This is a genomic window from Metabacillus bambusae, from assembly GCF_017497975.1.
Classification (GTDB): Bacteria; Bacillota; Bacilli; order Bacillales; family Bacillaceae; genus Metabacillus; species Metabacillus bambusae.
In genome coordinates this window covers 209,683-233,979 of sequence record NZ_JAGDEL010000003.1, presented here as the reverse complement: position 1 = coordinate 233,979, position 24,297 = coordinate 209,683, and the positions used below count along the sequence as shown (strand labels likewise).

22 protein-coding genes and 5 pseudogenes are annotated in these 24,297 nt (G+C 33.6%); 22 read left to right on the top strand and 5 right to left on the bottom strand.

Going from position 1 to position 24,297, the window contains the following annotated elements:
- The first annotated feature begins 6 nt into the window (after positions 1–6).
- The 9 genes and pseudogenes from I7822_RS05980 (at position 7) to I7822_RS05940 (ending at position 6,590) form a co-directional block, all read left to right on the top strand.
- On the top strand, positions 7–489 hold the full coding sequence (locus tag I7822_RS05980; RefSeq protein ID WP_207976030.1) for an effector binding domain-containing protein: 483 nt from the start codon (positions 7–9) through the stop codon (positions 487–489).
- A gap of 322 nt (positions 490–811) precedes the next feature.
- Positions 812–1,288, top strand: a complete 477-nt coding sequence (locus I7822_RS05975) for a DUF2975 domain-containing protein (protein ID WP_207976027.1) — start codon at positions 812–814, stop codon at positions 1,286–1,288.
- Positions 1,289–1,298: 10 nt separating this feature from the next.
- Positions 1,299–1,517 carry a helix-turn-helix domain-containing protein gene (locus I7822_RS05970; RefSeq protein WP_207976025.1) on the top strand — a complete coding sequence of 73 codons (219 nt, stop codon included), beginning with the start codon at positions 1,299–1,301 and terminating at the stop codon, positions 1,515–1,517.
- A 45-nt stretch (positions 1,518–1,562) separates the two neighbouring features.
- Positions 1,563–1,655, top strand: a pseudogene (locus I7822_RS05965) (DUF817 domain-containing protein); the annotation flags it as partial.
- A 691-nt stretch (positions 1,656–2,346) separates the two neighbouring features.
- A complete protein-coding gene (locus I7822_RS05960) occupies positions 2,347–3,816 on the top strand; it encodes an FAD-binding oxidoreductase (protein ID WP_207976023.1) in 1,470 nt (489 codons plus the stop codon).
- An 11-nt stretch (positions 3,817–3,827) separates the two neighbouring features.
- The gene (locus I7822_RS05955; RefSeq protein WP_207976021.1) at positions 3,828–4,349 is read left to right on the top strand and encodes a hypothetical protein; all 522 of its coding nucleotides are present in this window, start codon (positions 3,828–3,830) and stop codon (positions 4,347–4,349) included.
- Between the two features lie 195 nt (positions 4,350–4,544).
- On the top strand, positions 4,545–5,399 hold the full coding sequence (locus I7822_RS05950) for an MBL fold metallo-hydrolase (protein ID WP_207976019.1): 855 nt from the start codon (positions 4,545–4,547) through the stop codon (positions 5,397–5,399).
- 232 nt (positions 5,400–5,631) lie between these two features.
- Positions 5,632–6,114 carry an NUDIX hydrolase gene (locus I7822_RS05945; RefSeq protein ID WP_207976017.1) on the top strand — a complete coding sequence of 161 codons (483 nt, stop codon included), beginning with the start codon at positions 5,632–5,634 and terminating at the stop codon, positions 6,112–6,114.
- A 20-nt stretch (positions 6,115–6,134) separates the two neighbouring features.
- Entirely contained in the window at positions 6,135–6,590 is a 456-nt protein-coding gene (locus tag I7822_RS05940) for an NUDIX hydrolase (protein WP_207976015.1), read from the top strand.
- A gap of 112 nt (positions 6,591–6,702) precedes the next feature.
- Here I7822_RS05940 and I7822_RS05935 read toward each other — a convergent pair whose 3' ends face one another.
- Positions 6,703–6,849 (bottom strand): BH0509 family protein, encoded by a 147-nt coding sequence (locus tag I7822_RS05935; protein WP_207976013.1) that lies wholly within the window; start codon positions 6,847–6,849, stop codon positions 6,703–6,705.
- Between the two features lie 367 nt (positions 6,850–7,216).
- Here I7822_RS05935 and I7822_RS30605 point away from each other — a divergent pair, with 367 nt between their 5' ends.
- The 6 genes and pseudogenes from I7822_RS30605 to I7822_RS05910 all read left to right on the top strand — a co-directional run bounded on the left by I7822_RS30605 (position 7,217) and on the right by I7822_RS05910 (position 13,358).
- The gene (locus I7822_RS30605; RefSeq protein ID WP_372442115.1) at positions 7,217–7,309 is read left to right on the top strand and encodes a putative holin-like toxin; all 93 of its coding nucleotides are present in this window, start codon (positions 7,217–7,219) and stop codon (positions 7,307–7,309) included.
- Between the two features lie 1,274 nt (positions 7,310–8,583).
- Positions 8,584–9,033, top strand: coding sequence for a S1 domain-containing RNA-binding protein (locus I7822_RS05930; RefSeq protein ID WP_207976010.1), 450 nt, complete (start codon positions 8,584–8,586; stop codon positions 9,031–9,033).
- A 612-nt stretch (positions 9,034–9,645) separates the two neighbouring features.
- Positions 9,646–10,428 (top strand): 6-carboxyhexanoate--CoA ligase, encoded by a 783-nt coding sequence (bioW, locus tag I7822_RS05925; protein WP_207976008.1) that lies wholly within the window; start codon positions 9,646–9,648, stop codon positions 10,426–10,428.
- Positions 10,409–10,615: pseudogene (locus I7822_RS05920) on the top strand (adenosylmethionine--8-amino-7-oxononanoate transaminase); the annotation flags it as partial. The gene bioW and the pseudogene I7822_RS05920, both read left to right, overlap by 20 nt.
- 181 nt (positions 10,616–10,796) lie before the next feature.
- Complete coding sequence (gene bioF, locus I7822_RS05915; RefSeq protein ID WP_207976006.1) at positions 10,797–11,969, top strand: 8-amino-7-oxononanoate synthase; 1,173 nt, start codon at positions 10,797–10,799, stop codon at positions 11,967–11,969.
- A gap of 183 nt (positions 11,970–12,152) precedes the next feature.
- A complete protein-coding gene (locus tag I7822_RS05910; RefSeq protein ID WP_207976004.1) occupies positions 12,153–13,358 on the top strand; it encodes a cytochrome P450 in 1,206 nt (401 codons plus the stop codon).
- A gap of 223 nt (positions 13,359–13,581) precedes the next feature.
- Here the strand turns inward: I7822_RS05910 and I7822_RS05905 are convergent, their stop codons facing one another.
- Positions 13,582–14,409, bottom strand: a complete 828-nt coding sequence (locus I7822_RS05905; RefSeq protein ID WP_207976002.1) for a carbonic anhydrase — start codon at positions 14,407–14,409, stop codon at positions 13,582–13,584.
- Positions 14,410–14,447: 38 nt separating this feature from the next.
- Positions 14,448–14,753 (bottom strand): hypothetical protein, encoded by a 306-nt coding sequence (locus tag I7822_RS05900; RefSeq protein ID WP_207976000.1) that lies wholly within the window; start codon positions 14,751–14,753, stop codon positions 14,448–14,450.
- Positions 14,754–15,672: 919 nt separating this feature from the next.
- Between I7822_RS05900 and I7822_RS05895 the strand changes: the two genes are divergently transcribed.
- A complete protein-coding gene (locus I7822_RS05895) occupies positions 15,673–15,795 on the top strand; it encodes a GapA-binding peptide SR1P (protein WP_207975998.1) in 123 nt (40 codons plus the stop codon).
- 385 nt (positions 15,796–16,180) lie between these two features.
- Positions 16,181–16,522 (top strand): annotated as a pseudogene (locus tag I7822_RS05890) (ATP-binding protein).
- 503 nt (positions 16,523–17,025) lie between these two features.
- Here I7822_RS05890 and I7822_RS05885 read toward each other — a convergent pair.
- A pseudogene (locus I7822_RS05885) lies at positions 17,026–17,926 on the bottom strand (cation diffusion facilitator family transporter).
- Between the two features lie 88 nt (positions 17,927–18,014).
- On the opposite strand from I7822_RS05885, the pseudogene I7822_RS29765 reads away from it, so the two are divergent.
- Both I7822_RS29765 and I7822_RS05875 read left to right on the top strand, forming a co-directional pair.
- Positions 18,015–18,782, top strand: a pseudogene (locus tag I7822_RS29765) (IS3 family transposase); the annotation flags it as partial.
- Between the two features lie 562 nt (positions 18,783–19,344).
- The gene (locus tag I7822_RS05875) at positions 19,345–19,548 is read left to right on the top strand and encodes a hypothetical protein (RefSeq protein ID WP_207975995.1); all 204 of its coding nucleotides are present in this window, start codon (positions 19,345–19,347) and stop codon (positions 19,546–19,548) included.
- A 620-nt stretch (positions 19,549–20,168) separates the two neighbouring features.
- Here the strand turns inward: I7822_RS05875 and I7822_RS05870 are convergent.
- A complete protein-coding gene (locus tag I7822_RS05870; RefSeq protein WP_207975993.1) occupies positions 20,169–20,726 on the bottom strand; it encodes a CBO0543 family protein in 558 nt (185 codons plus the stop codon).
- 129 nt (positions 20,727–20,855) lie between these two features.
- Between I7822_RS05870 and I7822_RS05865 the strand changes: the two genes are divergently transcribed.
- From I7822_RS05865 to I7822_RS05855, 3 genes are all read left to right on the top strand, one after another.
- Positions 20,856–21,020 (top strand): hypothetical protein, encoded by a 165-nt coding sequence (locus I7822_RS05865; RefSeq protein WP_207975991.1) that lies wholly within the window; start codon positions 20,856–20,858, stop codon positions 21,018–21,020.
- Between the two features lie 245 nt (positions 21,021–21,265).
- On the top strand, positions 21,266–21,655 hold the full coding sequence (locus tag I7822_RS05860; protein WP_207975989.1) for a hypothetical protein: 390 nt from the start codon (positions 21,266–21,268) through the stop codon (positions 21,653–21,655).
- A gap of 156 nt (positions 21,656–21,811) precedes the next feature.
- The gene (locus tag I7822_RS05855; protein WP_207975987.1) at positions 21,812–23,932 is read left to right on the top strand and encodes an ATP-dependent Clp protease ATP-binding subunit; all 2,121 of its coding nucleotides are present in this window, start codon (positions 21,812–21,814) and stop codon (positions 23,930–23,932) included.
- The last annotated feature ends 365 nt before the right edge of the window (positions 23,933–24,297 follow it).

Sequence of the window (24,297 nt, the reverse complement as noted above, 5' to 3'; positions counted from 1 at the left end):
GATATTATGGAAACGAAATCAAAAATACCGAATATGCACCCAGTGATTATAGAGCATAATGATATGAAATTAGTAGGAATCCCTTGTATTGGATTGAAAAACATGAGTAATAAATACCATAATGCTAAGGAAAGCTTGTTTTTATCAACTAAATACTTACCTCAAGTTCTGAATCATCGAATACATTACGGGATGTGGGTTAATTCCGAAATACAAAAAAATCCCGAAAGGCATGTTTACATTCTTTGTGTAGAAGTAAGCACATTTGACGGAATTCCCGATTGGTATGTGAAATTAACTGTACCTGCTCAAAAGTGTGTTGTAGTTGCTAACGAGACAGGGGATTTCAACGCAGCAAGTAATGCTGTTGATGAATATGTCAAAGAAAACCATTTTAATGTAAGTTCTGAAGGTAGGGATTACATAGTATGTGAAAGGTACAGTTATGATGGTGAAGGATTTGCTCGGTATTCGTTGCCAATTGTTTGATTATTGAACTAAAAACGTGACCAAAGGGATTGTGAACAATTGGACTTCAACTTCAACTAAATGGTGTTTACTTTTAATAATGATCTTCCTCAATTGGGCGCGATCCTCGAACAAGGATAAGCGCTCATTTTCCATATTAGGGCCGTATTGTGGACAAGTTATAAATTAAATAGTTTAAAGTTATAAGCATTTCTTTGTAATGAGGAATGCTTTTTTGTCTGAAGATAACAATAAAAAAACAATAATAAAAAATAAAAGTTTATTGCAAAACGATAAATGTGTGATAAAATCAAATTGAAAATAAATAAGTGAGGTGCTTTTTATGAAACATGGTTCAACACTCTTTTTAAAGATAGCTGTTTTTCTTATTGGAATTCCAGTACTTGCTTTGTGTATATTTGGGTTGTGTTGGTTAGCTAATAATCCAGTAAGTCCAGATTATGCCCATATACTATATCCCATTTTAATAGGTATGTATGTATCAGCGATCCCGTTCTACATTGCATTGTATCAGGCTTTTAAACTTTTAAGCTATATTGACAAGAACCAAGCTTTCTCTGAATTGTCTGTTAAAGCTCTAAAGATTATCAAATTCTGTGCAATGACAATCAGTGGTTTGTATGTGGTAATTTTGCCATTTGTTTATCTCGTAGCAGAGCGAGACGATGCCCCAGGTCTCATAATAATCGGAATGGTCCCTATCTTTGCTTCAATGGTAATCGCAGTATTCGCTGCTGTTCTTCAAAGGCTTTTACAAGAAGCGATTGATATAAAATCGGAAAATGACTTAATAGTCTGAGGTGATAACAATGGCAATTATAATCAATATTGATGTGATGCTGGCTAAAAGGAAAATGAGCGTTACAGAACTTTCTGAGAGGGTTGGAATAACAATGGCTAACCTTTCTATATTGAAAAATGGCAAGGCAAAAGCGATTCGATTATCAACTTTAGAGGCGATTTGTAAGGCTTTAGATTGTCAGCCCGGAGATATTTTAGAATACCGAAGTGATGAAGACACCAACTAAACAGGACTTACATTTATTCAGAAAAAACCATTGGAGGCACAAATCATGAGAGCACTAAAACAACTCGTTCGTTTTGGTTGGGAGCAGGCACTATCATGTTTGTTTCCTGTCGTTATTTTTGCCTCTTTGGCTTTTACATAAATCATGCCACTTCCCGAACTACAACGCTATGTTACGAACTATCTTAAAAAAAGTCGGAGCTTATCGTAGTAAAGAATTTAATTTTTTCTGGACTATGAAAAAGATCTTTCTCTGGTTGAATCAAGTGACTTGCCCCAATTGATTTTTGAAGGTAGATTAAAAGATTATCAAAATAGAGTCATGAACGAAAGATTCCATATTCCTTATCCAATAGTTCCGATTGAAATGTGATTCCGTGTTTAGACTTAGCCACACCAATTACGCAAACTTTTCTGTGCTTGACATGAAAAAGAACCTTCTGATATTTCCCGATGAAATTAAATTATTTATAAATTACGACTTTTAGCAATTGGGCGCAATTCTGCAGAAAGAATTGTGCTCTTTCTCTATGTTAGGGTCATATGCTGGAATAAGTGTGTGCAACCGAACTAACCATGAAAAGAGCCTTAAACTAATTAAGAATGAACTAGATTTATATCTTAAAAGATGATTTTTAGAGGGATCAATTATTGTATGTGGAAGAATTATATCAATTCAATCTCAAAATTTTTAGACGTTTTTTCTTTAAGTAACGAAGCAGAATGGGGAAATGATCCTAATTAATGGTAAAATTATAAAGGTAGAACATTAATGTTCATTATAAGGGAATTTTCACATAACAACACAACTTATAAAAACAGGAGTTAATATGCAAACGATTACGGAATTATCTAAAAAACCATGGTTTCTTGGGAGTCTAGTTTTTGTTTTTATTGTCGTGGTCTTATTGAGCATACCGATTGAGAAAAGAAAATATGGACTCTCTCAAAGTAATTTAGCAACAGACTATTCAGGTCTTCTTCCTGAACGTGTTGAACGAGTAGTTAAAGCTAAAAATCGCACTGAATTACAAAAGATTGTAATGGAAGCAAACGAAAAAGGTCAGCAAATTTCAGTTGCTGGCTTACAGCACTCGCAAGGCGGTCATACATACTACAAAGATGGTGTCGTTCTTGATATGCGGACATTCAATGATGTGTTAGAAATTGATGAGCAGGAGAAAACAATCCGTGTAGAAGGTGGAGCAACATGGGATGATGTTCAAGAAGCGATAACACCTTATGGTTTAGCCTTAAAAGTGACCCAATCACAGTCAATTTTTTCGATAGGGGGATCCCTTTCAGTAAACGCTCACGGGCGAGATATTCGTTTTGGTCCTATGGCTGGAACGGTAAAGGAAATGACATTATTAACCCCTACAGGAGAAATCAAGAAAGTAATCCGAGATAACTCAGAGGAATGGATGAAGTACGTTTTTGGTGGCTATGGATTATTCGGTGTGATTTTAGATGTGACTTTGGAATTAACGGAAAATGACGTGTACACCATCCATACAGAAGAACTAAAAACAGAAGAGTATGAATCCTATTTTAATCATTTATTAGATCAAAAAAATACAGCAATGCACTATGCAAGGGTAAGTGTTGCTCCAAGTACCTTTTTGGACGAAATGTATGTGATTGATTACAACTATACAGGAAAACAGGATCATAATTCTCCACTCAAAGAAGAACAAGGTGTACGTCTAAGTAAGCTAGCGCTTGATCTTGGACGACAAGGTGGATTCTTAGAGAATGTTTTTTGGGAAACTCAAAAACTATATATTGATTCAATCGACGGTAATACGATTACTAGAAATAACGCTATGCGCTCGGAATCCACATTTATGGAATTTACGAAACCTGGTCGAGTCGAAGTCTTGCAAGAGTTTTTTATTCCAGTCCATTCTTACGAAGAATACATAACTGATGTAAAACAATTACTCTTACCAAACGACAAAAATGAAGATTTTAAAGTACATAATATTACGGTGCGATATGCAGCAAAAGACAACCACACAACTTTAAACTATGCCAAGGAAGATATGTTGGGTCTAGTTATTTTGATCCAACATGGATTAAAAGAAAACGAGATTGCTAATGCCGAAGCTATTATCCAAGATTGGACTAATTTAACCCTCGACCATGGAGGAACGTATTACCTCCCTTATTATCGTTATCAAACAAAAGAACAATTCATGAGGTCTTATCCTGAATGGAAAAGGTTCCAGGAAGAAAAATTACGAAGAGATCCAAATGAAGTCTTTCGAAATCTATTTTATGACTATTACATCAAGTGAAGGAGCACAACATGAAGAATAAAAGTGAACGGTATATCCCTCTTGTTGTAACAGTTGGACAGGTCGCTATATTTCCATATTATATCGTTTGGTTAAAAGAAGTATCTTTGACCTTCACCTTATTTGCATGGTTATTTGCCGCATTTTCTTTTGCGGCTGCTTGGGGATATCGTGTCTTTCAGTCGAAAAAGAATAAGAACAATTCTTATATCCCTTTTATTTACGCAGGGATGGGATTTGTCTATATACTCGTAGGCTGTATAAAAAATCCGCTTGAATTTCTTCCCTATGCTGCACTTCTATTGCAAATCATCTTAGGATTTTTACAGGGTTACTTTCGTGCATGGCATATAGAGCAGAAGACCTATCGATTACATAATGTTAATCACTATTTAATTGTCGGTGTTATTATGATTGGGTTTTCTTTTATTAAAGTAATTTCTCCTGTTGTCTTTATTACTGTTTTTGGGATCGTGTTGTGTGTTTGTAGCTTTTGGAGTTTTATTCGAAAAAAGAAAGCTGAAGTTATCTAAGAGGCAGACTACGTGAAATTTATATCTCACCGGGGTTTAGGTACCTAATTATAAGTAGTCTCTCATAATCGGGCGCAATTCTTCAATAAAGAAGGGCGCTTTTTCTTTTTGGAATAAAGGAAATTAGACCTTAAGTGAAGAAATATGTACTTTAATCAAATGGAAGTATACTTAACTGAAGGGGTATTGATAAGAATGGAAATTGAATTTCTTGGATCTGGTGGTGCAATTACAATACCACGACCACTTTGCAATTGTAAGGTTTGTTTAGAAGCAAGGGATAAAGGGGTTCCTTATAGCAGAATGGGTCCAAGCATATTTGTTCATGGTCCTAATTTATTAATTGATACACCAGAAGATATTTACCATCAAATCAATCGTTCTTCGATTGATGAGGTTAAAGGAATAATATATTCACATTGGCACCCAGACCACGTAATGGGTAGAAGAATAATCGAAACCTTAAGTGCAGACTGGACTAACCATCCCCCTCAAAACAAAAAAATCGACATTTATCTTCCTGAACAGGTAGAAAAGGATTTCAAAACATTTCTTGGTAGTGGCGACCATTTGGATTTTTTTGAAACACAAGGATTTGCAAATTTAAATAAATTGAAAGATGGTGAAAGTTTTTCATTAAATGGCACAAAGATTTCTCCATTTCGATTGGCAGAGGATTATGTTTATGCTTTTATGCTAGAAAGTGAAAATAAAAAAGTGCTCATTGCTATGGATGAATTAAATAATTGGAAACCAGACAGGATGGTATTATATGTTGACCTCGCAATATTGCCAGTGGGTATATTTGAGTTTCATCCATTAACTGGTGAAAGGTTAATGTCAAAGGATCACCCAGTCTTTAATGAGGAAGCAACTTTTACAGAGACTATAGATGTAGTTAAGATTCTTAAAGCTAAAAAGGTATTATTAACACATATTGAAGAACCTAACGGATTGAGTTTTAGCGAGTTTAAAGAACTAGAAACGAAGTTAAAAGATTCTGGTCTAAATGTAGAATTTGCACATGATACCCAAATAGTTAGAGTGTAAGTGGTGCTGGATATTATTGAGCAGCTGGTAGATTTTCATTAACCTAGTAATTTCTTACCTTTCAAAACTATCTTCAACGATTAGGCTCAAGTATTAAGTTTGTGTCTTTTTGCTTAGGTCAGTTGTTAAAGAACGAAATAAAGATCATCGAAAAATTTCATTAGGATGTTAAATATTCCTAACGGGTAAGGTAGTTGAGGGGCTTACACACATAATACGAGGAGGTCAATTTATGAACTATATATACGAGTTAAGGAAATTAATCGGTAATCACCCTATTATTAGTGTTGGTGCAACTATACTTGTAGTAAATGAGAAAAAGGAAGTTCTCTTCCAGCATCGTTCAGATACTTATGATTGGGGACTTCCTGGCGGTTCAATGGAACTAAGGGAAACCTTAGAAGAAACTGCTTCTCGTGAATTAAAAGAAGAAACAGGTCTTGAAGCTAAAAACTTTGAATTAATAAATGTATTTTCAGGTCCTCAATATTATTTTCGTTATCCAAATGGGGATGAAACATATAGTGTAATTAACCTTTACCGTGCTATAGATGTTAGTGGGCAATTTGAAATGAATGATGGAGAAAGTATAAGTCTTGAATATTTCAGTAGAGATAATCTTCCAAAAAATCTTGAAAAAAGGGCAAAAGCTCTAATAGATACGATAGGAGATTACTTTTGGGAATTAGATTCATCATTTAGCACAAGTAAATAAATCAGGGAAGGAGAAATTAAGTGGATTACATTAAATATATAAGAAATATGGTCGGAAATAATTATGTCATTTTAGTTGCAGCAGGTGCATTAGTTTTAGATGAACACAATCGGTTATTACTTCATAAACGGTCAGATAATGAATATTGGGGAGTACCTGGTGGGTTTATGGAATTAGGAGAGTCAGCTGAGGAAACTGCAAGAAGGGAACTTTACGAAGAAACGGGAATTATTCTGGGTGAAATGGAATTATTTAATGTCTATTCAGGCAATGGTAGGAAACAGATTCTAGAAAATGGGCACAAATTTTATGATGTGATAATACTCTTTAAGTGTAAAGATTTTAAAGGTGATATTACTCTAAATAATGAATCGTTGGATGTTAAATTCTTTTCGTTGGATTCATTACCTGATAGGCTTTTCCCTTCTCAGAAAGACTTATTTGAAGATTTGTTATCAAAAATACATAAATTATAGTTGGGCAACTAAAAGGTTTTACTTCAATAATAATCTTAAAACGTACAATAAAGCCTTTGTACTCGGTACAAAGGCTTTTATTATTATCAATTAATATTATTTTATTTTCAACTTACATATAATCGTAAACAGAATCTTCAAAATAGAGCCAGTGATAATATTCAATCTGTGAATCTGTCATTTGTGAAATTTCTTTTTGATTGAATTTTTGTTTTTCTAATAAACTTTTCACTTTAGATTCTCTTGCTAATTGGCTCATAGGTAAGTCCTCCTTATGTATAAGAAGTAACGTTGAAGTTACAGTCTTGTAAGCGATTGCTTTATTTTCTTGTCTTTATTATATATCTCAAATCGAGATGAAACAAATATCAATTTGAGATTATTTATCAAAAACTCATATAGAAAAGTTATTTATTGCTTCTTTTCCCATTTCTTCCAAAGATCAAGAATGAGCTTCTAGAAATCCTTCAAATTTCTCAAACTGGTGAAAAAACTGATAAGAGAAGTAATGACTTTAAATTATTAATCCTCAAGACAAGAACGTTTGTTTTGTTTTTGATATAATAGAATTGCAATAGTCAGGTTACGCAAGGGTGGTCAGCATTACCCCAGACAGAAAAAGGGTTATGCATATGATGACAGTATTTCAGACGTTAATGCTTATGATAGCATTTACAAGTTTGGAATTGTCGATCATATCTTTTAGAGACAAAAAATAACCCACCCTTGAGCGTTGAAGTGCAATAGGGTGAGTTATTTACCTTAACACGCTGATCCCCTTTGAAGGGAACCTGCTAATGTTTGACTGTTTGGTGTACCAGCACCGAACAGTCTTTTTTAATTTATGCTTTTCTACTAATATTATAACCAAAGATTTAATGATAGAAAAGCAATGAAAAGAAAAGCAAAAAAAAGAAACTCAATGTTCATGATCGTAATTACTAGACAAATAAATCCTTTAGTTCACAAAATAACCCTTACCTTTGAAGCTTGAAGAGAATAATTGGTTCACTAGGACAAAAATTGGCGATTTGTATCAATAAAGTAATAGGGTTATTTACTCAAATGTAAGGAAGTTACAATCATGATCCTTGCAAACAATCTAGTTGATAGTATGAACATAGAAAGAAAGATTGTTCTCAGTACATATAATGGGATGTTGATCGATAGGAATACGATTATGATAAAAATTATGTCAAGAATGATTGATTTGAAATTAAAATACAATCGTTTTCCACTTCATCTATTATTTTTCTTTTTTATTTCCTTTTTAATAGCCGGTATTACTTTTTCAGTTACTGCTTCCTTTACTTTAGGATTTTTCAGAATTTCTTTAATTCTTTTCACAACCATAGTAGAACCTCCATATATATTATGATTTAACCAACTTATACCCTTCAATAAACGTTCTAAACCTTCTTATTTTTATTATTGGCTATTTTCTAAAAGGCTTTTAAAACAAAAACTAATTCAGGTTGATTGGAGCGGGGGTGCGAGACTCCTGCGGGTGCAGCGGGATAGGTGAGACTCATGCAGGCGTTTACGCCGAGGAGGCTCACCGCCCGCCCCGCGGAAAGCGAGCAACTGGAGTGGAAATCAACCACACCGCATTACTAGGTTAATAGCAACAAAGTTTGCGAAAACAGCCTTAGTATTATTTAATTCTACTCAAAGAAAAAAATGAAAAACCTCTCTTTTTTATATCACTCCATAACCTCATCAGAAACTATAAATGTAAATATTAAATGTTATTAGAGACTTTTGTAATTGGACACTTATATGCTATTAATAGTACTTTCATTACAGGTGTTTCAAGTGGTATTGGTGAAGCTACAACGCATCGTTTAATAAATGAAGGTGCAAAAAAATGTACTATTGCTTTGGTTAGAAGGACGAATTAGCAAATAAGAAGAAAATAGCTCTATTTGATATTATTATCTTCAATCTGGTATAATGAAGTGTTTTTACATTATTAAGGGGGAACATTATATTTATGTCAATTGAAGTTGGAAGCAAGGTACAAGGTAAAGTAACAGGCATCACTAATTTTGGAGCATTCGTAGAATTACCCGGAGGTTCAACAGGTCTTGTGCATATCAGTGAAGTAGCGGATAGCTATGTAAAAGATGTTAATGACCATCTAAAAGTAGGCGACCAAGTTGAAGTAAAAATAATTAGTGAGAAAGACGGAAAAACGGCCTTGTCCATCAAAAAAGCTATAGATAGACCAGAAGGACAAACCTCTTCTTATTCCCAACGCCCACCACGCCAGGGAAGATCTGATAGCAGATCCAAAGACTTCCGTTCAAAAAGCAATTTCAAACCAAAGGAAAATTTTGAAGATAAAATGGTTCGTTTTTTAAAGAGTAGTGAAGAGAATTTATCCACCCTTAAACGTAGTACAGAATCAAAACGGGGCGGTAGAGGCGGAAGACGCGGATAACTGTTGCTTTTTTAATACTTCATTATATAGATAAATGAACTTTTCTTTTAAAAAAAGCATGGTTAACCCTGCTTTGAACTTTATCCCGAATAATGGACACTTATAAAAAGTCCAATATTCGGGATTTTTTTATGCATTATCATAGAACACTCATTATAATCAAATCAAATAGAGAGAACGGGGAAATAGAAATGAGTAAAATTGTTTTTAATGAATTTTAACTAAACACGTTTAGCCAATCCAGGTGCACTGATTGTTGCGGATAATGTGTTACGAGGTGGACGTTTATATGAAACTCTCATGTTGATGTACGGACTGAAAACATGCGTGCATTTAATGAACGTATGCCGAATGATCCTAATTTCGAATCTATTATACTGCAAGTTGGACAAGGGTTATCAATTGGTCGTGTGAAGGGATAAAAATGATATGGATCTCTCCTTAAACCTCAATCTTATGTTAACTAATTTTCAATAACAGTTAACAATTTTAATGATTTATTGTAAACTAAATTGTGTATTCGGTTTACAATAAATCAAATACACACACATTATAGAATTCAATCAAGAATTAAAATTTTTCCAGTTATAACTAAGTTTAGGAGAGACATGCATGGATCAGAGTAGATTATATAGTGTAAGAATGCGAGCTTCAGAAAAGGAATCACATGAAAATGGAGGAAAGCATATTTCTGGTGGTGAACTACTCTCTTCCTATAGTGATTTAAGGATGTCAGTGAATACATTACTAGAAAAAGCGTTAAATCACTCAAGAGGAAAACCAGATTTTTTTCAAATTCAATTTGAAATTGTAAATCAACCTATTAAACTAGTGAATCCTTTGCCAGTCCAAACAAATGAAGTGACTACAGTTAAAGAAGGACAAGAGCTAGCTAGATATCTGCTTAAGAAAACGGGTGTCCCTAAAAACATTATTGAAAAAGCCTATAAGCAAATCCCTGAATATGGAGTTAGAGGAGCTATCCTAATTGATATTCAAACGGGGGAGCGGATAGATGGGAGAACAGATAAAGGTGTTCGTGTCTCTAGAATGGATTGGCAAACGGGAAATTTTGAAAAATGGGCTAAATCAAAAGCAGTTCCTACTAACCCGAGGTTAAAGGAAGCGCTTGTACTTGCTACTAAAGTGTGTAATCACGAATTAACCATTGCAGAATTATGTTGGTCAGATGACCCAGATTACATTACAGGCTATGTGGCTAGTAAAAACATAGGTTATCAACGTATAACGCAGCTTAAACACTTTGGTGATGAGAGAGGATGCCGTATCTTTTTTGTTGACACGTTATCTGATATCAATACATACATGTCTTATTTAGAAGAACAACCAATTCTAGTTCAATTGGAGGAAGATCATGAAACAAGAGTTGATTGAAAAAAGCAAAAAGTACTTATGGTTACCCTTTACACAAATGAAGGATTATGATAAAGATCCTTTAATCATTGATAGTGGCGTAGGTATAAAAGTGAAGGACATTGATGGCAAGGAGAATTTCGATGGATTTTCGTCTGTATGGCTTAATGTCCATGGGCACAGGAAAAAGCAATTAGATGATGCGATCATAAGCTTTCCGATACAAAGAAGGATGGGCTATCACGTTTCGTTAAAAATGAGAGAGCTTGGAATGCTGACAAGACCAATGGGAGATGTCATTGTCTTTATGCCTCCACTTGTTAGTACGATGGAAGTTCTTATGGCCATGGTGAACATAATGAAACAAGCAATTCATGAGGTTATTCATAGTGAGTTTTAATCACTGGTTAACCCAAAGGATTGAAAAGACGAAACAAGCTGGCTTGTATCGGGGAGTAAGGACAATGAGCAGTGCAGCACAGCCCAAAATGGTCGTTAATGGTGCAGAGCAGATTGTATTTTCATCGAATAACTATTTAGGGTTAGCTAATGATCCAATTCTAGTAGAAAAAGCAGTAAATACGTTACAGGAATTTGGGCTTGGAAGTAGTGGATCTAGGTTAACAACTGGAAACACGGAATGGCACGAAAAGCTAGAGCAAAGGATTGCCAGTTTTAAAAAGTCAGAGGCTGCTCTTTTGTTTTCAAGTGGGTATTTAGCTAACATCGGTGTTCTATCATCGTTACCGGAAAAAGGGGATGTGCTGTTAAGCGACCAACTTAATCATGCTAGTATCATTGATGGCTGCAGGCTATCGAAAGCTGAAACTGTCATTTATCAGCATACTGATATGAATAGTCTAGAGTTAAAGTTAAAAGAAACACAAGCTTATACTCGTAGATTTATAGTCACAGATGGTGTTTTTAGTATGGACGGAACGATTGCACCATTAGTTCAAATAATGAAACTAGCTAACCGATATGATGCTTATGTCATTGTGGATGATGCACATGCTACTGGTGTTTTAGGAGAAGAAGGGAAAGGAACGAGTGAGCATTTTGGAGTTTCCCCTGATGTGATCATTGGTACTTTAAGTAAAGCAATAGGAGTAGAAGGTGGCTTTGTAACTGGTTCAAGAGTGTTGGTTGATTTCTTGTTAAATCATGCTAGGACCTTTATTTTTCAAACTGCTATCCCTCCAGTAAGCTGTGCAGCAGCCTATGCAGCAATAGATATGATAGAGAAAGATAAAGAAAAAAGGAAACATTTACTTAGAATGATAAAAGTAATAAAAGGAAATCTAGACGCAATGGGGTTCATAGTATATGGACAGGATACACCAATTATCCCTGTGATTATTGGTGATGCAGAGACGTCGGTTCAATTTTCAAAAAAACTTCAGGAGAATGGTATCTATGCACCTGCGATCCGTCCTCCAACTGTTACCGATGGAAAAAGTCGTATCCGATTAACTGTTACGGCTGCTCATACTGATTCACAAATCGAGCATTTACTCACATCCTTTAAATATATTGGAAGAGAATTGGAGATTATTTCATGAAAGGATTTTTTGTTACTGGAACAGATGCAGGACAATATCAGATGCGGAAAAGCGCATTTATTCTTTTAGTTTAAACCTTTTAAAGGATTAAAGTATAAGAAAATACTAAGGCTTTCGCCATTAGGATATGGTGATAAGTCAAGTTTTTCTAACTCTATTCAAAGTAAGTTTAGGAGGAAAAACATGATTAATCAAAGTAAGGATAGATTTACATTTGATATAACTAAATGCCCTTATTCTTTTTATGAGGAAATTCGTTCAATGCATCCGGTGTATAAAGGGAGTTTTTTTAAATATCCTGGATGGTACGTAACTGGATATCAAGAAGCATTAACCATCCTTAAAGATAACCGTTTTCAAACTCGAATCCTAATTCCCGAGACAACGAAAATGTATGAAGCCTTAAAAAATATTCAAAGCCATATGATGCTTTTTAAAAGTCCACCTGATCATGGAAGGTTACGTAAGCTTGTCAGCCACACATTTACTCCTACTAGAATTGAAAAGTATCGTCCATTTATAGAAAAAATAGCAATAAATTTATGGAATAACCTAAAGAATAAAAAGAAAATAGATGTGATTTCCGATTTTGCATTTCCTTTTGCGAGTCTTGTAATTGCAAAAATAATAGGGGTACCGGATAATGATAAACATATTTTTCGTGAATGGGCATTGAATTTGATTCAATCAATCGACCTTACACGTTCAAGACGATCCATTGTTGACGGAAACAATACAACATTGGAGATGCTATCATATTTTAAAGATCTGATTAAAAAAAGGAGGCAATCTCCTCAAAATGATCTAATTAGCGAATTATTACTTCAGGAAAAAGAAAAGAAACTAACGGAGGAAGAACTTTTAGGGACTTCTGTGTTACTTGTGATTGCTGGACATGAAACAACCGTCAATTTAGTAAGCAATTCACTTTATTGTTTTTTAACAAACCCAAATGAATGCCATAAGTTGATTGAAAATCCTTCTCTTATTGAATCAGCAATAGAGGAATGCTTACGATATGAAAGCCCTTCTCAAATGATTGCTAGGATCGCATCAGAGGATGTTGAACTTAACAAAGTTCAGATTAAAAAAGGTGATCATGTGTACGTCCTTATTGGAGCAGCTAATCGAGATTCTAAACAATTCTCAAACGCGGATGTCTTTGATATCACAAGAAACCCAAACCCTCACCTTGCATTTGGGTCAGGTATTCATTTCTGTTTAGGTTCTGCTTTAGCAAGGTTAGAAGCTCAAATTGCGATACAGACGATTTTACAAAACGAAGTAAATATCCATCTAGAAACCAAAGAGGTCCAATGGAGAAAACTGGCAGGCTTTAGAGCTATGAAAGAAATGTATGTACATTTTTATGATCAAGTAAAAAATTAAACAAATCATTAAGCGCAAACCATCTTACTTTGAAAGTTAGAAAAAATGGCACACTCTACATCTTCAACAATCGGGCAAAGATTGTGGAATAAAATGAAGACTACGGAATCTAAGGATTTTCAAAAAGGAAAAAAAGATGAGCCAAAAAATAATTTCGGCTCACCTTTTTTCTATTGAAATATAAATAAGAAGATCTTAAAGCTTTGGAAGACAAAATCCAAGGTCAATTTTCATGAGTTAAAACCTCATATACATCGCGATCGTTCCAAGGTTGAACTGGTCGATGATTGTCTGGAAAGACGGATGCGAATAGGTCAATTTGTTCTTGAGATACTGAAATCGGTTCAGCAAAAACTGTCCAATTTACCCCTTCAGAACAAGGTGGGGTGGTTAGGGATCCGTTATAATGGTACGCTGTTTTGTCTTGAGGTAATAAAGCAGAAAGATTAATTTCCTCTTCCAATTGAATATTTTCTTCCGATTCTTCTTTCGGTAACTTAGACCAGAGTTCTGCTAGAGTTTTATTCTCTTTTCCTGCCTTCATCAATACACCTAGTACAGCTAATTGATCGTCTTCACTTTTATGTACTAAATGCAGCTCCATATCCAAATTTTTTCCTTCCATTTGATGTTCAGATGGAACATGGAAATGGAATTGAACTAATTTATATTCCTTACCATCAATAACAATAGAGTTTTCGTCTGTGTTTGCATCTGCTTGCACAGTATGTCCATTATTTTTAACTGTAAAGGAGCTCGGCTGATAATTGATTTGGATATCTGCCTCTGAAGTTGTATTTGCTTTTGCATCTTCTAAGTTGATGGGAGATTGTTCCATTATTCTTCCGCATGCTTTAAAAGACGGGTCTAAGGCTGCCCAATATTCTGATCCAGTATCTCCAGAATAAGACCAATGTATCTCATGTTCTTCTTTTTTCGTTTCAACCTGAGCCACATTCTTATTATCGTGGTTTATTGTAGAAGGTGATGAAGAACATGCAGTAATAGTTATCAAGAACATACCCATCATAATAATTCGAATCCACATCATTTTTTATTTCCTCCTTTGAATTTAAGGTTATTAGATATTTATTCAAAAGAGTTGATCACGTAATTGGATTGATAAAAAATGGTGGTAATTAGCATAAGTCTTCTAGTAAATATAGAAATCAGATTAAAGAAACTAGTAATAATTAAGGTAATCATGACTAAAACAGTTGCCATGATAATATTAATATCCTTTAGTTTTCCATTATCATCAATTGGGTAGTCTGAATTTTGGTTATCAACAAGATTGATTTCTTGAACAGCAATAGCTTGTGGGTAATCGTAAATAAAATAACAGGATAAGCTAGATATTATAACCAAAATAGAGAGGGCCAAGTATCTATTCAAAACTTCACGCCCCTTAAAAAATATTGTCATAAATGTTTATAACATAATTAAGGAAATTAATACATTTAAATTTTAATAATTAGGTAAGGAAATAAAATGATAGATCAGTTGGTTAAAAGGTAATGCAAATGTTTGGAAAAGTGGTTAAATTTGGAAACATTAATGGAAATGCACATGAAACGAAGTTTAGTTAAACCTACCTGTCTAGTGAACAATTCGCAAACATTATGTAGTAGCTTATTCAAGAATAGAGTATGATTGTTGAACAACATAGGTAGAAAATGATCAAACTTTTTTATAAAAATCAAACTTAAATCTGCTGAAGAAGAATTCGTTTTGATCAATCTTTTTTAAAATGGATTCTTTTTATTTATTGAAAGATATGAGTTTGCGAGGTGTTTTTGATCAAACTTATTTTAAAGCTACACTTCCATGATCGAGCGCGATTCTGGAACAAGGATAAGCGCTCATTTATCTATTAGGGCGCGATTGCTGAACAATGAGCAGTCGCTTTTTTACTAGTCGGATCCAAAAAGTTCTATAATAATTGGATGTAAATAATTAAGACACCCAGCTAATCTTCTCATGTGAAGGTAGCTGGGTTTTAAAGTTGTATGTGCAAAAGCACTTAAAAAAGGTGCAAAATAAATCCTAAAGTGACAACCTTGTCCAAAAGTAATTTCCAAAAGTCATAACTTAAGATTTATAGATAAATTTCAAGTTGGCTGAAATTTTGCACCAGAACCTTAAATTTATAGTTTTCCTAACAATCGACATTATCCCGTGGAATGTGTTATACAATTTTCGATTGACAAATTAAATGTGACATACTATTATAATATCAACAAATAAAAACCGCTTACATTTTAAGAGGTTAATATTGTCTATCTTATAAAATTCATACAAAGGGGTTTTTCTAATGGGAACTATCATTTGCCAAATTTGCACTAACACAATTGATCATTTTGAGAATGAGAAAGTATCAACTTTGTACGGACAATGCACTTGCTGTGATAAAAAACAAAAAAAGGCATATAAATAATTCAATCATAAATCAATATTATAAAAACCGTTTTCAAAATATGGTGTTTTTTCTTAGGGCAATAACCAAATATGTAACTAAAAAAGAAATAAAACCCCCTTTTTCTTCAGATAACTTTTTGAAAAAGGGGTTTGTCTACACTCTGAACCCATCAGATTTATCTGATGGGTTTTTAATTGCTGAGAATTAAAATTATGCAACTCGACGTCACACTTAATGTAATGTTGTCACTACTTATGCTTGCTAAGCCTCAGTCTATTAATTTTAAATCAAAGAATATTTCCAAGTTGATTAAGGAAGTTATAACATTATTAGATGGTCAAGCTAATATGAAAAATGTTCAAATTATAACTAAATTTGATTCGTAAATTGTGAAGAAAATCAAATAAAGCAGGTGTTTATTAATTTTATCAAAAATGCGATTGAAGCCATGCCAAACGGTGGAGAATTATTAATTCAAATTATGAGTATTAATAAAGAGAAATTGTTAATTTGCTTTATCGATCAAGGGTGTGGAATACCAAAAGATTTAATTTCAAAGCTGGGCTAACCATTCTACACAACTAAAGAAAAAGGAACAGGATTAGTTTTCATGGTAAGTAAAAAGATTATCGAAAATCACAAGGGATCTATTGCAATAGTAAGTGAAGAAAATAATGGTACAACAATTGAGGTTACTCTTCCTTTAAAAGAGTATAAGGTTATAAATACAGAAACATTTGTTTAATAGCTTACAAGTAACTTATAGATTCGATTAAACTTTCTTTGAAAGAGTAATACACCATCACAACTTGTTAAATAGTATAATGCGTTCCTTATGCTTAAAAGTATTGTGTCCTAAAAACCATAATAAATCAAAATCGTCATTAAATGAGTGTACCCTTTTTAAGAATTTAAGAAGGAAGGTATGTAATTTTCATTCAATCTTTGGTATAGACATAAAAGCAAAAAAAAGTGGTTCTTTTTCATATTGTAAACTGAAGTAAAAATATTGAAGTGAAAATCGATAAATATAAGAGTGCTATTGCTATTCCGAAGGGGATTTTTTTGAAGAAAAGCATTCCAACGGGAATTATCACTATAAGTGATGCTATACACCGGATAATAAATACCAAATAAGTGAAGTTCATTATAAACTCTTTTAAAGAAAGCATTTTATCACCTCTTTCTTTTTTATATAAACACTTTTAATAACGGTTAGAATCGAAAAAGACCAAAGGGTAATCTGCTCTAAACTTCTAATTCTTTGTGTTGAAGATCTGTTTTTTCTATTTGAATAGTTGTATGAGTAATTCGTAAGTTGTTGTCAATTATTTTTATTGCTTGTTGTAATATGTTTTGTTCATTTTCATTATTTTCAATTAGTAAATGACAAGTTAAAGAATCTAATCCCGATGTTATTGTCCAGATGTGTAAATCATGAATATCTTTAACACCTTGAATAGAAAGTAATACTTTTTTTACTTTCTTTTGGTCAATTGTAATCGGCGTACCCTCCATTAAGATATGAATAGTGGTTGTTAATACACCAAATGCACTTTTTAAAATTAACAAAGCAACAATTACACTAATGATTGGATCTGCTATATACCATTCAAAAAACAACATTGAAGTCCCTGCTATAATTGCACCAACAGAACCTAGAGCATCACCAATTATATGTAAATAAGCACTTTTTAAGTTAACATTCTCTTTAACATTTCCTTTTTTCATAAGGAAATAAGCACTTAGAAGATTAGCAACTAATCCGAAAACTGCTATAACTATCATTGTTCCACTTGAAACGGTAGGTGGTTCAACAATTCTTTCGTATGCTTCGTAAACAATCCATCCTGCCATAAGAAATAGGGTAATCCCGTTAATAAATGCTGCTAAAATTTCAAAGCGATAAAATCCATATGTTTTATTTGGTGATGGAGGTCTTGATGCAAACCAAAATGCAATCAAGCTTAACACTAATGAACTGGAATCACTTAGCATCTGATAATAAAGCAAGGCTATAGGTAATAAATCCCCTTATAAATTCTATTATCATAATAATTAAAGTGATAATTAATGCAATTGTTAATCCTTTTTTATTTCCTTCACGATTTATACCATGTTGATGTCCAGAGTGATCCCCCATAAACATTGATCTCCCTAATTTTGTTTATATTGTATGTATTTTGACAGATATAATGTAAAGTTTGATATTTCAATAACGGGTGCCATTTACTGAGCTCCGGAAGCAACTAAAACAGCTACAAATGGAGAACGACATTTTAAAGCAAGCGGCGCTGATACTAGGATGAAAGTAAATGTGATCAAAAACAATCAACACAAATTCTCTATCAACAATGTGCAAAGTCCTGCAATTACCAAGAAGCACCTATTATTATGAAGCAAAAGGAAGAGCATCTGAAGATGTTCGCACTTCTAAAGTTATTGAAATCTTCCGTTCCAGTCGTCAAAATTATGGTACTCGAAAAATCAAAGTAGAGTTGAAGAAACGGGCTTTGATCGTATCTAGACGCCGTATTGGAAGGATAATATCCCCGTATACGGTACCTCAATTCAAACCACAGAAAGATAAATGTAACGAATCGGTCATTCATAATAAGTTAAATCGAGAGTTTGACCAAGATGAAGAAAGAGCAGTCATCGTAAATGATTTAACAAACGTTAGAGTAAATCAAAAATGGAATTACATATGTTTATTTATTGATCTCTTTAATAGAGAAATTGCAGGTTTCAGTACTGAACCCAATAAAGATACATATCTAGTCTATCGAGCATTTTCTTCTATTCACGGCAATTTGGAACGCATCTCTTCCATACGGACTGAGGAAATGAGTTCAAAAACAAGTTAATTGATGAAACTCTAGAGACATTTAATATAAAACGATCACTAAGCTTGAAAGGACTGTCCTTACGATAATGCGGTCACAGAGACTACCTTTAAAGTCTTTAATACGGAGTTTGTCAAAGGACGCCATTTTAATAGTAGAAGTTTAGATACTGTGGTACATATGTTGTCAAAAACATACTAGGCTTCAGATAGAACAAAAGAAATAACTGAAAGAAGTATTAAAAATTCTCTTTCTTTTTTGGTATGTATCACAAGGATAAACAAATTGGCTTTCAAGGGTTATTACTGATAAAGCTATATTTTCATGGCTTTTGGATTTTGTAATAGATGATAATTTTAGAAGGAATGGATTAGGTTAATGGTTTATGGAATGCATCTTAGGGCATCCAGAAATTAAATATACTCGCTTTGCTCTTGCTGCTAAAGATGCTTCGCACATTATCTGTAGTTATTCAATCGACGAATAATGTACTCTGTCTGGGCGAACATGAAAAGAATAAAAAGTGGTATTGAGAAAATTAGGATTCGTCTATGCCAATCTAGATTATGTTTCATTACTAGACCAGAAGCTAGAAAATTAGTTAATAAACTTTGCAACATAAGATAAGATCACCCTTTCGTTGATAATTGTTATTTTGCTTTTAATTCAAATTTATTATGCAATTCAAGTATTCGGACAAAAAGAAAAGGAGGAATGAATTTTGAACGACGATATCCAATTCCTGAAGGATCAGCAAAATGAATTCAATACACAGGAATATGACAGTCAAGAGTCATCTCGTTATTGGACTGTAGGTGATTATAAAATGGTTTCGTGTCCAGAAGGTTGTAAAGATGAATATCATGTTCATTTACCCAACAGAGAATATTATGGGGAAATCAATGATCTACTTAAAGATTACTAGAAGATTTATCAAAGGAAGCAAAAGAGGAATTTAAAGAAATTGGGTGTGAAGATTCAAGATGTTGATTGGATAAGAGAACAAAAGAACACTATGACGAGGATGTAGATTTAATTCCTGTTAGAGAAGAACATATAGTACACCCTAACATAATGTTTCTAACTAAGGCAGAAGCAAAGCGAATATTGAATTAGAATCACTATCATTATTCATCTAAGGCTCACAAATACGCTATGTCAGCTTGGAGAGCACCACAAGTTAAACGATTATTAAAGATTTTAGAAACATTTGATTAGGATTCCGTACGGATTAGAGAAAAAAGTTACAGGAACGGATTACAAAAGAAGTTAGTTCGCAAACCACACAAAGAATTCACCAAAATAACAGAGGAGATAAATAATTGAGCTATTTAGATGAGTTTTTCAAAATTGCAGACCAACTTGCATTAGTATAGGTGATTTGCTAGCTATGGGAGGAAATGAAAATGATCTTTATATTGAAGAACGGTTATGCTATGCTAAGAGATTCGTTAATGATGAAAAAATAAAAGCCAGGCGGTATCCTGACTTTTAAAATTAAATTCCTATAAAATATGGCGTAAGAATATTTCATTGAAAGAACGATTATTTAAAACACGAGTTAAACTTTTTACTTTTCGCAACTTTGTTTGATAGTACAAATAACAAAAAATATATTGGGAAAGAGTAGAAATTACTCCATTGGACCGGCTTATATAGATCTAAGCCCATGGCTATAGGTTCACCAACAAAAGCTGCTAATAATGCATAAATAATTCCTTTTAACAAAGGTGACCACTGGGGCTTATATTCTATTAAGAACATAATAGGAAAAGGTAATAAGGTAAGATCCCATGGAAAGTATCCAGTAATAAAAGGAAACATGTTATAAGGATAAATCCATAGACCAATTTGTAGACCTATAGAATCAAGTATTAAAGAAATTATAGCAATAAAAAAACCAGTTCGAAGTAGATCCCCTGTATATTTTCGGTTATGTAATTTCCACCATAGTATCCAAGGTAAAATGCTCAAAATAAATCCTAACCACCATCTAGGCGAGAATAATATCAATTGTTGCCATGTATCTACAAAGGAATTATGTGAGTCAAGATATTTTGAATATGTTTTTAGAATATCATTATTTAGTTCTAAAGTTTCCATATAAACCTCATCCATTATAAACTTCATTTTATTATCTTACTTAACGTTTTTTTTATACCATAAATGTTGGTAAAGAAATTTTTTAGGAAATTAGAATTGGCAAATAGAAATAACACGGGAGGGGTCTCGTTGAACCTCAAAACGACAATTGAAATCGATAATACCAAAAATGACCTTATCAATTTCACCATAGGAAACCACGATTTAGAAAATATTCTAAAGAATTATTTAGGTAAATATGTTCCTATAATTATGGAGTTCGATGACTTTTTATGTCCTAATTCGCTAGTTTAATACATTAGCGACACAAATATCGACATAAAAAAACGAGAAGAATTGTTCCCTGCCTAATACACTTAAATTCAATGTAAAACATCATTTTTGTTATCAATATATAAATTACCATCTTTGTACCATCATTATGTTACATAAGGTAGCAGGTGTTTCAATAAGTGGCTATTACAAATGGCTAAAACGCCAAGATAAACCAACAGAAAAGGATTTGGATGATCAATATCTATCGTAACTAAGATTATTGAATGCCAACAACCCAAGAGTTCGCTTTAAAAAGACGTATTGTTAGAAAGTTAATCCTAGGGGATTATAAAAATAAAGTGAAATTCGAGTTCATTGCAAATGATGTAATGCAAAAAGTGTATTTGATTCAAAATAAACCGAATATAAATCCATTTATTAAGGTCATCGTGTTTCCGGTGTTTCCCTCATTTATTGCTGAACCTTTTTTAATATGGATTGGCTTGTATCAACCGTTAAACTGGAAGCATATTTATTCATTTCCGATTTATATCGGTATATATTTATTAACTAATTATATTAGTAAAAGAGAGGACTTGGGCAATAATAGACTGATAATTATATACACAATTCTTATGTTTCCAAGAGTATGTGGTGGAGAAAATGTTTACTAGGTTGGATATACACCCAACCATTACCTGTAGAAATGTTTTAAGAAGTACAATATAATAGGAGAAACTTAATAAAATTCACCGGGCCTACTAGTAGAAGTGGCTCTTTTTCATATATTAAAAGTCAAAAATAGTTAAAGTCAAAAGGAGGATTGAAATATGATTTGTGAAAACTGTCAAACAACGCAAGCGAATTATAAGTTAAATTTTATATCATTTAATCAGAGTCAAAGCGAAATTAGTTTGTGTACAGAATGCTATGATATTGCAAAACAAAAACTAGAAAGCGGTTCCATTGATTTTGATAACCAATTGTTCAATCAATTGGACACAGAGGGCAGCCAGTCTGAGCAAAATGTCAATGTAAACCAGCCAAAGAATCGTGAAACAAACGGCTTTCTTGATCAACATGGACGGAACTTGACGAATGAAGTAAAAGAAGGGCGAATTGATAGCGTGATCGGTAGGGATAAAGAAATTGAACGTGTCCTTCAGATACTAAACCGTCGTACAAAAAATAATCCGGTCTTAATTGGTGAAGCAGGTGTAGGGAAAACAGCGATTGTTGAAGGCCTTGCCCTTCAAATCGTCAAAGGCAAAGTACCTGCGAAACTAAAAACAAAAGAAGTGTATTTGCTAGACATTAGTTCACTTGTAGAAGGTACAGCATACAGAGGACAATTTGAAGAAAAAATGAAACAACTTGTTACTGAATTACAACAACGTGAAAACGTCATTTTGTTCATTGATGAATTGCACATGATGGTTGGTGCTGGTGGTACGTCTAACGGTTCAATGGACGCAGGGAATATATTAAAACCAGCGTTAGCGCGCGGTGATATCCAAGTGGTTGGAGCAACAACGTTGAAAGAATATCGCATGATTGAAAAAGACCCAGCACTTGAGCGACGCTTCCAATCGGTGATCGTTAAAGAGCCGTCTGTAAATGAGGCGTTTGATATACTAAAAGGAATTCGACCAGCATATGAAAAGTATCACGATGTGACGTATTCGGATGAGGTCCTAAAAGCATGTGTCACACTATCAAAACGCTACATTCAAGATCGCTTCTTACCAGATAAGGCCATCGATTTAATGGATGAGGCCGGTGCAAAGCTAAACCTTGCTCATGGAGAGCTAGATGTTAACTATTTAAAAAAGCGCTTAAAAGAAATAGCTAAAGAAAAACAACAAGCAACGAAATTAGAACACTACGAAAAAGCGGCGATTCTTCGTGATGAAGAGAGAGAAATGAAACAAATATTATCAGAATACTCAGACGATATAACGAAAGATATTACCGTAGAAATGATCCAAGAGATTATTGAAAAAAGTACTGGAATCCCTGTACAAAAGCTACAAAAAGCAGAGCAACAAAAAATGAAAGATTTGAAAGAGAGACTAGCAAGTAAAATTATTGGTCAGGATAAAGCTATTGAAAAAGTAGCCAATGCAATCTTAAGGGCAAGTGTGGGATTAAAACCTAAAACACGTCCAACAGCTTCATTCTTATTCTTAGGTCCAACGGGTACAGGTAAAACCGAGTTAACGAAAACTCTTGCAGCGGAATTATTCGGCAGCAAAGATGCGATGATTCGATTAGATATGAGTGAATATATGGAAAAGCATTCTGTTTCTAAGCTTATTGGTTCACCTCCTGGCTATGTCGGACATGAGGAAGCAGGACAGTTAACAGAACAAGTTCGTAGAAACCCCTATTCAATTATTCTACTAGATGAAATAGAAAAAGCACACCCAGATGTCATGAATGTATTTCTTCAAATCATGGAAGATGGCAGATTAACGGATAGCCAAGGAAGAGTCGTGAGCTTTACTGAAACGATTATTATCATGACTTCAAATGCTGGTGTTGGCAGCAAAAAATTAGGGTCAATTGGTTTTGGTAGCGACGAACAGGAAGGAGTAAAATCAAATATTATCGACAAAATAGGTGATTACTTTAAGCTTGAGTTCTTAAACCGTATCGATTCGATTATTGAGTTTGATCACCTACAAAAAGAGAACCTCGTGGAAATTATCGATATTATGATTGTTGAGCTTAAAGAAACATTAGAAGAACAAGGGATTTCGATTGAAATCGATAAGGAAGCAAAAGAAAAGATTGCGGAACTAGGTTATAGCAGCGTATTTGGTGCTCGACCACTTCGACGCGCTATCCAAGAGCAAATTGAAGATAAAATCACTTCTTTAATTATTAATAGCGAAAACGTAACTGCGATCACTGTATCAGTAGAAAATAATAAAATTAACGTAGCATAAGGATAGATGATCTTCATCTATCCTTTCAACTTGTATATTGTATTACAATTAAACATAGAATTAGATGTCAGCAAAAATAATGCTGGCTTTTTTATTGCTACAGAACTGGACGGAACTACTCAATAACGTAATGAGAACGTTCTATACAAGATGACTTGTAACGAAAGGGTGCGATTGTTAAATAAACACGTTTGTCCAAAGTATCATATTAGCAAATGGCTGCTCTTACAGTGGGGGTGGCGATCCCTTTTTATTATTATTTTGAGTTGAGGGAAACAACAAAGAAGTACCAGTTTTTATCCATCTTGTCTATTTCATCTAATTGAACATCATATTTAAAAGAATTTTGTTGAAAGATATTGGTT